We start from the raw sequence: 12,555 nt of genomic DNA on the forward strand, positions 1-12,555 counted from the left end.
CCTGGGGAGTACCCCTTTCCGGTTTTATTTCGGGGTGACAGCCTTCCGAATCATATCCACGGGGATCATGGTCACCGCCAGGATCCCCACCACCAGCCAGCCCACCGGCGGGAAGGGCACGCAGCTGAACATACTGCCAATCCATGCGCAGGCAGGCACCAGGGGGGCGTTGACGATCAGCGCCTGGATCACCACGATGGCGAGGAACACCTTCATAAAGCCGGTGTTCTCGTTCAGGCCCTTGAAGATGGCGAAGCCGTCGTCGCGGACGTTGAAGCCGTTGAACAGGGCGCTCCAGATAAAGAGCACGAAGTAGGCCGACAGCTTCTGTTCGGTGTTGGCGAAGAACTGGTCAAAGAAGGGGAGCTTCAGGAAGAGGAAGCTGAGCACGGTGAGCCACAGGCCCATGGTGAGAATCTGCACCATCATGGGCTTGCTCACAATGCTCTCGTCCCGGCGGCGGGGCTTTTCGGTCATATACCGCTCCTGAGCCGGCTCGTTGCCCAGCATGATGGCCCCCAGGCCGTCCATCACCAGGTTGACGAACAGCAGATGGGTCACCTTCAGGGGCTCCTCCACCCCGAAGAAGGGGGAGATGGCGCTGACCACCACGGCGGCCACGTTGATCACCAGCTGGAACTTGCAGAACTTCAGGATGTTGTGGTAGATGGTCCGGCCGTACCAGATGGCGTCCTTAATGGACTTGAAGTTGTCGTCCAGAATGACGATCTTGCCGGCCTCCTTGGCGGCCTCGGTGCCGCTGCCCATGGCGAAGCCCACATCGGCCCGCTTCAGGGCGGGGGAGTCGTTGACGCCATCGCCGGTCATGCCCACCACCAGGTTCATCTCCTGGCACAGCCGCACCATGCGGGACTTGTCGGTGGGGAGGGCCCGGGCGATGACCCGGATGCGGGGGATGATCTGCTTGACCTCCTCGTCGCTGAGCTCATTGAGCTGGGCGGAGGTGAGGGCCACGTCGTCCTCGGTCTTGAGCAGGCCGGCGTCGGTGGCGATGGCCACCGCGGTCTCCAGCCGGTCGCCGGTGATCATGACCACCTGGATGCCCGCCCCCTGGACGGCGGCGATGGCCTCCCGGGCCTCGGGGCGCACGTCGTCCCGGATGCCCACAAAGCCCACGATCACCGTGTCGTCGTTGATCTTGTTCTCGGTCATCTGCTGGTTGGAGTACCCGAAGGCCAGCACCCGCATGGACTTGCTGGCCAGCTCATCGATCTTGGCGTTGATGGCCCGCAGGGAGATAGGGTGCTCCTCCCCGCTGAGGCTGAGGTATTTGGTGGAGGCGTTCAGCAGCCGCTCGGGAGCGCCCTTGTAGAAGGTCTTTTTCAGCTCGCCCAGGTAGGCCTGGCTGAACTTGTTGGCGGAGTTGAAGCCCTGGGAGAGGGTGACGGTGCAGGAGCTCTCCAGCTTGCCGAACAGCTCCTGTCCCAGGAATTTCATCAGCGCCTGGTCGGTGGCGTTGCCGCCGATGACGTTGCCGGAGGCGTCAAACATGGACTGGCTGTTCTTGCCGATGGCCAGGTCCACCAGGCCCTTGATCTTGCCGTGCTGGGGCAGCTCGGCCAGGGGGATGGTGATGCCATCTCCCGTGAAGAACTCCACCACCTCCAGCCGGCCCTTGGTGATGGTGCCCGTCTTGTCGCTGAACAGGATGTTCAGCGAGCCGGCGGTCTCGATGCCCTCGGCCTTGCGCACCAGCACGTTGTGGTCCAGCATCTTGCTGGTGTTCTGCATCAGCACCAGGGAGATCATCAGCGGCAGGCCCTCGGGCACCGCGCACACGATGATGACCACCGCCAGGGACACCGCCTCCACCACGTCCTTGATGATCTCGGTGGCGCCGGTGTCCAGGTAGGGGCCGATGCCGCCGGCGGAGATGACATAGAAGGCCAGGTACATGGCGGCGATGACCACGGCGCCGATATAGCCGAATCTGGAGATCAGGCCCGCCAGATTGGAGAGCTTCACCTTCAGGGGGGAGTCGGGCTCCTCGTCCTGCATCTCCTCGGCCATTTTGCCCATCATGGTGGCAAGGCCCACTTTCTGTACGTCCAGCACGCCCTCGCCGTCAAAGAGCACCGCCCCGCGGAACAGGGAGTGCTTGTCCACAAAGGTGTCGCCGGTAATCTCGTCGGCCAGGCGGAACTCCCCCGGGGCCGCCGTCTTGGAGCACTCCTCCGCCTCGCCGTTCAGGGCGGAGTTGTCCACCTTGATGTGGCCGTGGATGAGCACGCCGTCGGCGGGGATCTTGTCGCCGGACTGGAGCAGGACCTTGTCCCCCACCACCACGTCGTCCATGTCGATGACGGCCACGACGCCGTTGCGGTAGACCTTACACTGGTCCTTTTTGGTGCTGTCCTTCAGCTGGCGGTACTTGGTATCGCTGGCTACCCCGGTTTTGGCCGAGACGAAGGCCACGATCAGGATGGCCACAATGGTGCCGATGGGTTCGTAGATATCCGCGTAGCCCAGAACACACATGACGATCATCAAAACCGCGATCGCCAGGAGGATCCGGATCATGGGATCGCCGAAGGTCTCCTTGAACTCCGCCCAAAATGTGGTGGGTTCTGAGTCGGGGATCACGTTGCTGCCGTATTTTTCTCGAGATTCGGCAACCTCTTTGTCCGAAAGCCCGTTATAGTGCATAGTTTTTTCTCCCGTATACACAGGAAAAGAGAAGCCAGGTGCAACGCCGCTTCTCTCTCCTGTTTTCTATGTTGTCAAACAGAAATGAATGCTTACATATACCGCCGGCACAGCTCGGGCAGGCCGGGATCGGTGGTGCCCTGACCGATGGCGTTGAACTTCCACTCGCCGTTGTGGCGGTAGGCCTCGCCGAAGATCATGGCGGTCATGCCGTCGTAGTTCTCCGACAGGTTGTACCGGCACAGCTCCTGGTTGTTGCGGGCGTCCATGATGTGGATAAAGGCGTTGCGGATCATGCCGAAGTGCTGGTTGCGCTGCACCGCCTGGTAAATGTTCACCACGAACACAATGCGGTCATACTCGGCGGGCACCTGCTGGAGCTGAATGACGATCTGCTCGTCGTCCCCCGCGCCCGCGCCGGTCAGGTTGTCGCCCATGTGCCGCACCGCCCCGGTGGGGTGCTGCAGGTTGCCGAAGTAGATGATATCCTTCCCGTCCAGCAGTCTGCCGCCCCGCAGCATGAGGGCGGAGGCGTCGCAGTCGATGGCCTGGGGCTTGGAGCCGAACAGGCCGCCCAGCAGGCCACCCTTGTTGGCCTGGGCCTCGTCCCAGCCCAGACCCACAATCACCTGGTTCAGACCCTCCTGGCCCTCCTTGGTCAGGCTGACCTTCTGGCCCTTTTGCAAACTAACAGACATGGTTTTTCCTCCTTATTTTCTCCCGGCAGTCCAGGACAGGCCCCAGTGGAAGGCCTCGTCCAAATCCCGGTGGCCCTGGTAAAACTGGACGATCTTCTCCACGCTGAAGGTCTCGTCGTTGATGTTCTCCAGCAGCACCAGGCCGCACATGATCTTTTGGGAATTAAACTCATCCATCTTCACGATCAGGTCCTCGGCCCCGGGGTAGCGGATGGTGACCACCGCGTCGGCCTGCTGCCAGTTGGCAACCCCCTCGTAGATGTAGGTGTAGACCAGCACCCGCTGGATCTCGGCGATGCGGTTGCCGTCAATGCGCAGATTCTCCCCGGTGGTGACGGCGCCGGTGCGGTCGTCCCCGTCCAGGGCGATGTAGGGCTCCCGCTGGAGGGAGCCGAAGGCGTTGCCCAGGGCCTGGACGGCGCCCTTTCTGCCGTTTTTCAGCTCAAACAGGCAGCCCAGGTCCAAATCAATGCCGCCGGAGTTCTTGGAGCCCATCAAGCTGGCGAAAAAGCCCTGCTTGGCGGGCTTGCTGTTCCAGTTCAGGTTGACCAGGATCTCTCCCAGGCCGGCGTTCTGCTTCTTTTGGAGATTGACCTTTTTCCCCTTTTCCAGACTGATGGCCATGGCTTCCTCCTTATTCCACCTCGACCCCGTAGTTGGCGCACAGGGCCGCCAGGCCGCCCTGATAGCCGCTGCCGATGGCGTTGAATTTCCACTCGCCGTTGTTCTTGTAGAGCTCGCCGAACACCGCCGCCGTCTCAATGGAGAAGTCCTCCCCCAGGTCGTAGCGCAGCAGCTCCTGGCCATTGGTCTCGTCGTAGATGCGGATGAAGGCGTTGTTCACCTGGCCGAAATTCTGCCGGCGCTCCTCCGCCTCATAGATGGTGACGGTGAAGGCCACCCGGGTGACGTTGTCGGGCAGGCGGCTCAGGTCCACCTTGATCTGCTCGTCGTCCCCGTCGCCCACGCCGGTCAGGTTGTCGCCCAGGTGCTCCACCCCGCCGGAGGGGTCCTTCTGGTTGCCGTAGAACACAAAGTCCTCGCTGCGGGCGGTCTTGCCGTTGTCCCCCAGCAGGAAGGCAGCCGCGTCCAGGTCGAAGGCCCCACCGGTGTCAAAGGCGTTCACATCCCAGCCCAGGCCCACCACCACACGGGTCAGGCCCGGATTGTCCTTGGTGAGGCTCACTTTCTGGCCTTTTTTCAGATTAACAGGCATGATTGGTTTCCTCCTTACGCAACTTCAATTCCGTAGTGGCCGCACAGCGCCGCCAGGCCGCCCTGGAAGCCGCTGCCGATGGCGTTGAACTTCCACTCGCCGTTGTGCCGGTACAGCTCGCCCACCACGATGGCGGTCTCGATGGAGAAGTCCTCCCCCAGGTCGTACCGGATCAGGTCGGCGCCGGACACCATATCCTGGATGTGGATATAGGCGTTGGACACCTGGCCAAAATTCTGGTTGCGGCTCTCGGCGTCATAGATGGTGACGGTAAAGGCGATGCGCTCCACGTTGGCGGGCACCTGGGACAGATCCACCACGATCTGCTCGTCGTCGCCGTCGCCCTCGCCGGTCAGGTTGTCGCCCAGGTGCTTGACCGAGCCGCTGGCGTGCTCCAGGTTGCCGTAGAACACAAATTCCTTCTCGCTGGGGCACTTGCCGGAGGCGTTGGTCATAAAGGCCGCCGCGTCCAGGTCGAAGGCCGCCCCGGAGTCATAGGCGTTCACGTCCCAGCCCAGGCCCACCACAATCTTGGTCAGTCCCGGATTTCCCTTGGTCAGGTCTACTTTCTGTCCCTTGGTCAGATTGATCGGCATAGTGATATCCTCCTTATTCCCGAATCGTTTCTTTATTTCTTCTCAGGCATGCTGTACCTGGAGTTGAAATCCGCCTTGATGGCCTCCAGCCGCTTCTGGTCGTCCACCCGCTGCTTGCGGGCGTTCTCCTGGATCTGCCGGGTCTCGTCGATGCCGGAGACGATGGTCTGCCAGGTCCGCTCCAGGGTCTCGATCTTGATGGAGCTGCCCGAGGCCAGCCGGGCGGTCATCTTGGACTGCTCGGCGGTGTTCTGGGCGTTGCGGATGAGCATTTCGTTGGTCTTTTCGTCCAGAGCGGACATGGCCTCGGCCTGAATACGCTGGCGCTTGAGCATGATGGCCTGGGTGAGGGCCTGCTTGAACACCGGCAGGGTGATGATGAAGGCGGAGTTGATCTTGCGCACCAGGTTCATGTTGCTGAACTGCATGGTCTTGATCATGGGGATGGCCTGCATGGCCACGTTCTCCGCCGTGCGCAGGTCCTGGGTGCGCTGCTCCAGCATCATCAGGGCCTGGTTCAGGCTGGTCAGCTCGAACTGGATGGAGTTGTCGCCGCTGGCCTCCATGTCGGCCTGCCGCTGGGCGATGTAGGCCTCCAGCTCCCGGCAGCCCTGCTCTCCGGCCAGGATGTACTTCACCAACTCGTGGTAGTAGTTCACGTTGGCCTGGAACATCTCCTCCAGCTTGCGGTTGGACTGCTTGATCTCGCTCTCGTACTGCTTGAGCTGAACGTAGATCTTGTCCACCTCCTGGCCCATGGTGTGGTACTTGGCCAGGATCTTGTCCAGCTGCTTGCGGAGATTGCCGAAAAGCTTGCCGAACAGGCCGGGGTTTTCCTTGATCTCCTCGATGTCGAACTTGTCCATGATCTTGGCCAGGGTGGTGAGCATGGCGCTGGACTCGTCCAGCTGGGACATGTTCATGCTGTTAAGCACCACGTCGGAGCACTTGGAGATCTCCTCCGCCGCCCCCGCGCCGAAGGTGACGATGGTCTCCAGGTTATAGACCTCGATCTGGCTGGCCAGCCGGTCCACCTCGGGGGAGTTGGTCAGGGCCTGGCTCATCTCCTGGCGGTCGGCCACAATGTCATACTGCTGATAGTTCTCCTGCTCCGCCGGGGGAGCGGCCGCGGCCTGCCCCTGGTCGGGAAGGGCGTTGGGGGTGGGTCTGCTGAAATCCAATCCCATAGTCATGTACTCCTTCCAAATAGTCTTCTGATGGAACTCAGTCCGCCCTCCTGGACGGCATTGAGGTTGGGAACGGACAGGTCGTACTGGTACTCTCCGATCTGGTGCTCGTTCACATACCCCTCCGGGAGATATTTTTCGATACACTGATACCCTGTGGGCACAAAGAACAGGATGTCGAAGCCCACCAGGTTGAGATAGGCCACCAGGATGCTGTCCTCCAGGGAGAGAATCTTTTCCGTGGTGTTGATGAAAATGAGCTTGGGATTCTTCTTGGTAAAGTCAAACTTCTGGATGAGCCGCAGCAGGTCCCGGTTCAGGTTGAGGGCGGTGGCCACCACGGTGTACTCCGTGCCGTTCTGGTAGGTGCCCGCCACCACCTTCTGGTCCAGCAGCAGCTGGAGCTTGTCCAGCAGGTGCTCCTGCATCTCCCCCCGGAGGATGCCGTAGGGGTAGGCCTTGTGCTCCTTGATCTTGCTGCGCTGCAGCCGCCCGTTTTTCAGAAATTGGGTGGCGAAGGGCTTGACGGGGTTGGCGTCCGTCCCGGCGAGCCAGGGCACCGACCGGACCACCAGGGTGTCCGGCGTCACCAGCTTTTTCAGCTCCAGCCAGTAGGCGTTGGTCTGCCCGTCCTTCACGCCGCAGATCTTCTCCAGCAGCACCGGCATGGTCACCGTCTGGTCCACCACCGAAAAGCTGGGGCGGTATTTCAGCTCCTGGTCCCACAAAATGGGGATCTCCTCGTACATGGTGCGCAGGGTGACCGTCTCCGCCTTGCCGTACTGCTGGTTGCGGTACATCCCCGAGTCCTGGTACATCAGCGAATCCAGGTCCCGCTCGGCCTGGTAGGCCGCCGTGCTCACCCGCACCTGGGCGGGCTCCACGGGGAAGCTGTCCATGGGGAGGGACTGCTCGTACCGCAGCTCCAGCAGGGCGGGGTCTTGGAGGGGGCAGCCCTGGTTTCCGTCGGGCAGCAGCACCAGCACGTCCACCGGCAGCCGGGCCAGCAGCCGCAGGAACAGGGCCTCGTTGAGGGTGGCGCACCTGCCGAAGAGGAGGAACACCCCCACCTCCGGCATCTGCCAGCCGGCAAACAGCTCCTTCTGATACCGCTTGAGCCACGCCAGCAGATAGACCGCCTTGTTGGTCAGGCGGGCGACCGTGCCGCCCGGCTCCCTGGCCTCCTCCAGGATCAGGTCCAGGAAGGCCTTCACCATCAGCCGCTGGAGCTCCTGGCTGGAGGGATACTGGATGTTGGGCGTCAGGCCCGCCGCCAGCTGCTCCACGTTGGCGTAGTTCTGCCGCTTGATGGACGCGATCTCCTCCGGCGTGGGGGCGGGAATGCCGCCGTTCACCAGGCATACCCGCCGCTGGCCGCTTTTCAGCTGCTTGTAGAAGGAGAACATATCGTTGGAGAAGAGCAGCTTGTCCTCCACGCCGTACTGGATGACAAAGCCGTTGTAGAAAAAGCCCGGCTCGCTCCCCCGGCCCTGGGCGCTGGTAAGCAGCTCCTGGACCTGGGGGCTCTTCATCCAGGCGTTGGTGCAGGGGCGGAGGGAGGGGGGCGGGCCGTAGAGCCGCTGGCGGTTTTCCTCCCTGCGCAGCTCCTCCTGGAGCCCCTTCAGGCCAAAGCCGTCGGGAAAGGCGGTCATGCCCGGCTCCTGGTAGAGGACGGACAGGGCGGAGCTGGGGTCCAGCTTCAGATAGGGGGAATCTCCTCCCCGCTCCAGCAGGACAATGTCGGCCCCGGCCCGGGACAGCACGGTGAGCAGCTGCAGCTCGTACTGGCTCACCGCCCCGTCGTACAGGATCTGGGGCAGCTGCTCCGCCCCCAGCCGGTTGACGATGCGCTCAAACTTGTAGTAGAGCCAGCACATGTATTTGATATAGGCGTTGCGCAGCATATTTTCATTTTTCCCCTCCCGCAACATGTCCTGCAGGGTGGAAAACATGGCCTCCACCACGATGGCCCGCTGGGGATCGGCCATCCGGGGCAGCCACCGGCGCAGCTTGCCGTCCAGAAAGGCCCGGTCCAGCCGGAAGTCCTGTCCCATCATCTCGGAGAAGTAGGCCAGGTTGTTCACGTCGGGGTTGGGGATCTTCCCGTCGATGATCACCCCCGTGCGTCTGGCCGACTGGTAATAGGCCTTGAGAAAGTCCGCCACGGCGGGGGAGTAGCCCGCGATCCGGCAAAAGTAAACCCCCGCCTCCCTCCGTCCGGAGAGCGGCAAGAATATGTCATTGAGTTTTTCCGGTATGATCAGTTTCAGCATGCCATCAACTTTCTCCGACTGAAGTATGGAATCATTCCCATTATAGCATTTCTTAAAATTTTTTCAACTTGAAGAAAGGGCCATTTACCCAATAAAATGGCCTGTTTGTGCCTAAAAATTTTTTAATCTTCTTTTCATGTTCTCCCCTTGTCTTTTATGGTAGAATTATTAGGTTGTCCCCCTGTCTGGGGGATATGATTTTCAGCTGTAAAGAGGGATTGTGATGATCGAGCAACTCAGCGGGTATGACGTGGGCGCCTTGATGTACTGCCCGGCCCACGCCCACGGGACCATTGCCGGCGCTCTGCTGCGGGAACAGTATCCCAAGCCCTTTTCTCTGGCCTTCTGTCTGGAGGACACCGTGCCGGAGGCCCTGGTGGAGCAGGCGGAGGGGGAGCTCTATCAGATCCTGCAGGAGATTTGCCGCAACCGCTCGGAGCACGCCTTTTATCTCCCCCTCATTTTCGTCCGGGTGCGCTCCCCCCAGCAGCTGCGGAAGCTGGCCGCCGCCTACCGCCCCTTCTCCTCCATCCTCCGGGGCTTTATCCTGCCCAAGTTCTTTGTGGAGAACTGCGGGGCCTATATCCAGGCCATCCGGGACATTGCCGCCGCCGGGGCGGACTACCGCTATATGCCCATCTTTGAGTCCCCCGCCATGCTGCCCCTCCACACCCGCTATGAGCATCTGGCCCAGGTGAAGGAGCAGCTGGACACCGTGGCCGACAGAATCCTCAACGTCCGGGTGGGAGGCAACGACCTCTCCCACGCCTTCGGGTTGCGGCGGACGGTCCATGACACCATTTACGACGTCCGGCCGGTGGCCCACCTGCTGACCGACCTGGTCACCACCTTTGCCGGCCGGTATGTGGTCTCCGGCCCCGTGTGGGAATATTTCTCCGGGGACGGCTGGGAGGAGGGCCTGCGGCGGGAGCTGGCCCTGGACCTGCTCAGCGGGTTTATCGGCAAGACGGTGATCCACCCCAACCAGATCCCGGTGGTCAACAACATGCTGAAGGTCTCCGCCGGAGACTACCGGGACGCCCAGGCCATCACCGGCTGGAATGGGGCGGACGGGCTTCTGGTGGCCTCCAGCGCCGACGCCATCCGCATGAACGAGTACAACACCCACTTCAACTGGGCCAGCAAGGTACTCCGTCTGGCCCAGGTCTACGGCGTGCGGGAGAACTGAGCTGTCAAACACGATAAGAAAAAACGCGGTCTTTCCCTCCAGGGGAAAGGCCGCGTTTTACTTGTTCAGAGTATGACTTACCGGTCGTTCCGACACAGGTCGGCGAAGGACTCCCGCTCTACCGCCACATAGTGCTCCCGGCCGCCCCGCAGCATGACAATGGGGGGACGGGGCAGGCGGTTGTAGTTGGAGGCCATGGAGTAGTTGTACGCGCCGGTGGTGCACACGGCCAGAATATCCCCACGGCCCACGCTGCCGGGCAGCTGGACGCCCTGCTGGATGATGTCGCCGCTTTCGCAGCAGCGGCCTACCACCGAACAGGTGAAGTTGGTTTTCTCGTCCATCTTATTGGCAAGCAGGCAGGTATAATTGGCCTGATAGAGGGCGTAACGGGGGTTGTCCGTCATGCCGCCGTCCACAGAGACATAGTTTTTGTAGCCGGGGATCCGCTTGACCGTACCCACGGTGTACAGGGTCATGCCGGCGGCGCCCACGATGCTGCGGCCGGGCTCCATGTGGATCTCCGGCATCTCGATGGACAGCCGGGCACAGGTCTGCTTGATGGCGTCGGCCACCTGGGCCACCTTCACGTCCACGTCCAGATGGGGGTCGCTCTCCACATAGCGCACGCCGTAACCGCCGCCCAGGTCCAGCTGGGGAGCCATGTAGCCCAATTTCTTCTTCATGTCGGCCACAAACTCCAGCATGATGACGGCGGCCCGCTCGAACACGTCCTCGGCAAAGACCTGGGAGCCCACATGGCAGTGGAAGCCCATCAGCTCCACATGGGGCTGGGCCAGGGTGAAGGCGGTGATCTCCTCGGCCTGGCCGGTTTCAATGGCGCTGCCGAACTTGGAGTCCACCTTGCCGGTGGCGATGGCCTCATAGGTGTGGGGGTCAATGCCGGGGGTCAGGCGCAGCAGCACCTTCTGCCGGATGCCCCGCCGGGCGGCCTCCGCCTCGATGGCCCGGATCTCCTCCACGTTGTCGGCCACAAAGTAGCCGATGCCGTGCTCCATGCTGTAGCGGATATCCTCGTCGGTCTTGTTGTTGCTGTGAAAATAGGCCTGGCCCAGATCGTAGCCCGCCTGCAGCGCGGTATAGATCTCGCCGGAGGAGACCACGTCGATGCCCATGCCCTCCTCCTTCATGATCTCGTAGATGCGCTTGAAGGAGGCCGCCTTGCTGGCATACAGGGGGCGGGCCTTGTCCCCAAAGTGCTTTTGGAAGGCCGCCAGGTACGTCCGGCAGTTTTCCCGGATTTTGTCCTCATCCATCAGGTACAGCGGGGTGCCGTACTGCTGGGCCAGCGCCGTCACGTCCTGTCCCGCGAAGTACAGGCGGCCGTCCGCGGCGGTAATGTTATCACAGATCATGGGACTCTTCCTTTCTGTCTCTCTGGACCCGGGGAGGGTCTTCCGGCGGCGGCGAAGCCCCCGCCGCCGGAAGTCAAGAGGGAATTATTTCTGAAGCTGCTTGCCGCTGATGGCTCTCTCCAGCCAGTTCTTGCCGTCGGTGATACGGGCCACAATGTAGCAGACCACATAGTCGCCGGAGGAGTTGATCATGGTAGCGGGAGGATCCACCAGGTTGCCGATGGCCACCAGGATGGGGAAGGCCACCTCAATGTGCTGGGGGAAGAAGATGGAGCAGATGATATACTCGCCGATATAGCCGCCGCCGGGCACGCCGGACATGCCCACGGAGGAGAGCACGGCCACCAGCACCACCATGGGCAGCATGCCCCAGCTCATATCGGAGCCCATGGTGCCCATGACGAAGGCGATCTTCAGCACGCAGGAGAAGCAGGAGCCGTCCATGTGCATGGTGGCGCCCATGGGGATGACCATTTCGGCCACGTCCTTGGGGATGCCGGTATCCTCCGCCTCACGCAGGTTGGTGGGGATGGTGGCGGTGGAGGAGCAGGTACCCAGGGACATGACGGCGGGACGGGCAATGTGCTGGAACATGGTCTTGATGCCGTGCTTGCCGCCGCCGATCCAGGCAAACAGGGGGAAGGCGGTGAAGAGGTAGATGAAGCACAGGGGGTAGTACACGATCAGGGCCCGGCCGTAGGCGGTAGCCACTTCCGCGCCGTAGGTGGCCACCAGGTCGGCGAACAGGGCGAAAAAGGCGATGGGGGCATAGTAGGTGATGATCTTCACGAAGGCCATCATGACCTCGCTCAGGCCCTCCAGGAACTTGCCGATGATGTGGTCCGGGCCGCCCACCAGGTTGGTGGCGAAGCCGAAGAAGATGGAGAACACGATCAGGGGCAGCATGGCGCTGCGGCTGAGCAGGCCCACAAAGTCATCGGTGGTGAAGAAATTGACGATCATATCCGACAGGGAGGCGTGCTCGCCCATGGCCTCGGTGGCCATGTCGGTCCAGGGGGTCAGTACCGGGGGGAAAACCTTCATCAGCACGAACATGATGACGGCGGCGATGGCGCCGGTGACCACGAAGGTGGCCACGGTGGTGCCCATGATCTTACCCGCCCGCCGGCGGCTGCGCACGCTGGCCACGGAGTTTGCGATGGAGGCGAACACCAGCGGCACCACCACGCAGAACATCATGTTGATAAACACCGTGCCGAAGGGCTTGATGGCGTGGCCAAAGCTGGGGAAGAACCAGCCCGCGATACAGCCCAGCACCATGGCGGCCAGCATGATGATCAGGAACATATAGTTCTTCATCACTGTTTTTTTATCCATTATGAATACCTCGCT

10 protein-coding genes are annotated in these 12,555 nt (G+C 61.7%); 1 reads left to right on the top strand and 9 read right to left on the bottom strand.

What is annotated here, in order from left to right:
• Positions 1-24 precede the first annotated feature (24 nt).
• The 7 genes from B5F88_RS08095 to B5F88_RS08125 form a co-directional block, all read right to left on the bottom strand.
• Positions 25-2,667: a calcium-translocating P-type ATPase, PMCA-type gene (locus tag B5F88_RS08095; protein WP_087344088.1), complete on the bottom strand. Its 2,643-nt coding sequence runs from the start codon at positions 2,665-2,667 to the stop codon at positions 25-27.
• A gap of 92 nt (positions 2,668-2,759) precedes the next feature.
• Positions 2,760-3,365, bottom strand: coding sequence for a TerD family protein (locus B5F88_RS08100; RefSeq protein WP_087344090.1), 606 nt, complete (start codon positions 3,363-3,365; stop codon positions 2,760-2,762).
• A gap of 12 nt (positions 3,366-3,377) precedes the next feature.
• Positions 3,378-3,989 carry a TerD family protein gene (locus tag B5F88_RS08105; protein ID WP_087344093.1) on the bottom strand — a complete coding sequence of 204 codons (612 nt, stop codon included), beginning with the start codon at positions 3,987-3,989 and terminating at the stop codon, positions 3,378-3,380.
• 10 nt (positions 3,990-3,999) lie between these two features.
• Entirely contained in the window at positions 4,000-4,581 is a 582-nt protein-coding gene (locus B5F88_RS08110; protein WP_087344096.1) for a TerD family protein, read from the bottom strand.
• Between the two features lie 14 nt (positions 4,582-4,595).
• Positions 4,596-5,177, bottom strand: a complete 582-nt coding sequence (locus tag B5F88_RS08115; protein WP_087344099.1) for a TerD family protein — start codon at positions 5,175-5,177, stop codon at positions 4,596-4,598.
• Between the two features lie 32 nt (positions 5,178-5,209).
• Positions 5,210-6,364 carry a toxic anion resistance protein gene (locus B5F88_RS08120; protein ID WP_087344101.1) on the bottom strand — a complete coding sequence of 385 codons (1,155 nt, stop codon included), beginning with the start codon at positions 6,362-6,364 and terminating at the stop codon, positions 5,210-5,212.
• Between the two features lie 2 nt (positions 6,365-6,366).
• Entirely contained in the window at positions 6,367-8,637 is a 2,271-nt protein-coding gene (locus B5F88_RS08125; RefSeq protein ID WP_087344104.1) for a YceG family protein, read from the bottom strand.
• 223 nt (positions 8,638-8,860) lie between these two features.
• On the opposite strand from B5F88_RS08125, the gene B5F88_RS08130 reads away from it, so the two are divergent.
• Positions 8,861-9,826 (top strand): HpcH/HpaI aldolase/citrate lyase family protein, encoded by a 966-nt coding sequence (locus B5F88_RS08130; protein ID WP_087344106.1) that lies wholly within the window; start codon positions 8,861-8,863, stop codon positions 9,824-9,826.
• Between the two features lie 77 nt (positions 9,827-9,903).
• On the opposite strand, the gene lysA is transcribed toward B5F88_RS08130, so the two are convergent.
• Both lysA and B5F88_RS08140 read right to left on the bottom strand, forming a co-directional pair.
• Entirely contained in the window at positions 9,904-11,202 is a 1,299-nt protein-coding gene (lysA, locus tag B5F88_RS08135; RefSeq protein ID WP_087344108.1) for a diaminopimelate decarboxylase, read from the bottom strand.
• Between the two features lie 84 nt (positions 11,203-11,286).
• Complete coding sequence (locus B5F88_RS08140; protein ID WP_087344111.1) at positions 11,287-12,540, bottom strand: dicarboxylate/amino acid:cation symporter; 1,254 nt, start codon at positions 12,538-12,540, stop codon at positions 11,287-11,289.
• Positions 12,541-12,555: the final 15 nt, after the last annotated feature.

It is taken from the genome of Flavonifractor sp. An306, from assembly GCF_002159455.1.
Taxonomy (GTDB): domain Bacteria; phylum Bacillota; class Clostridia; order Oscillospirales; family Oscillospiraceae; genus Flavonifractor.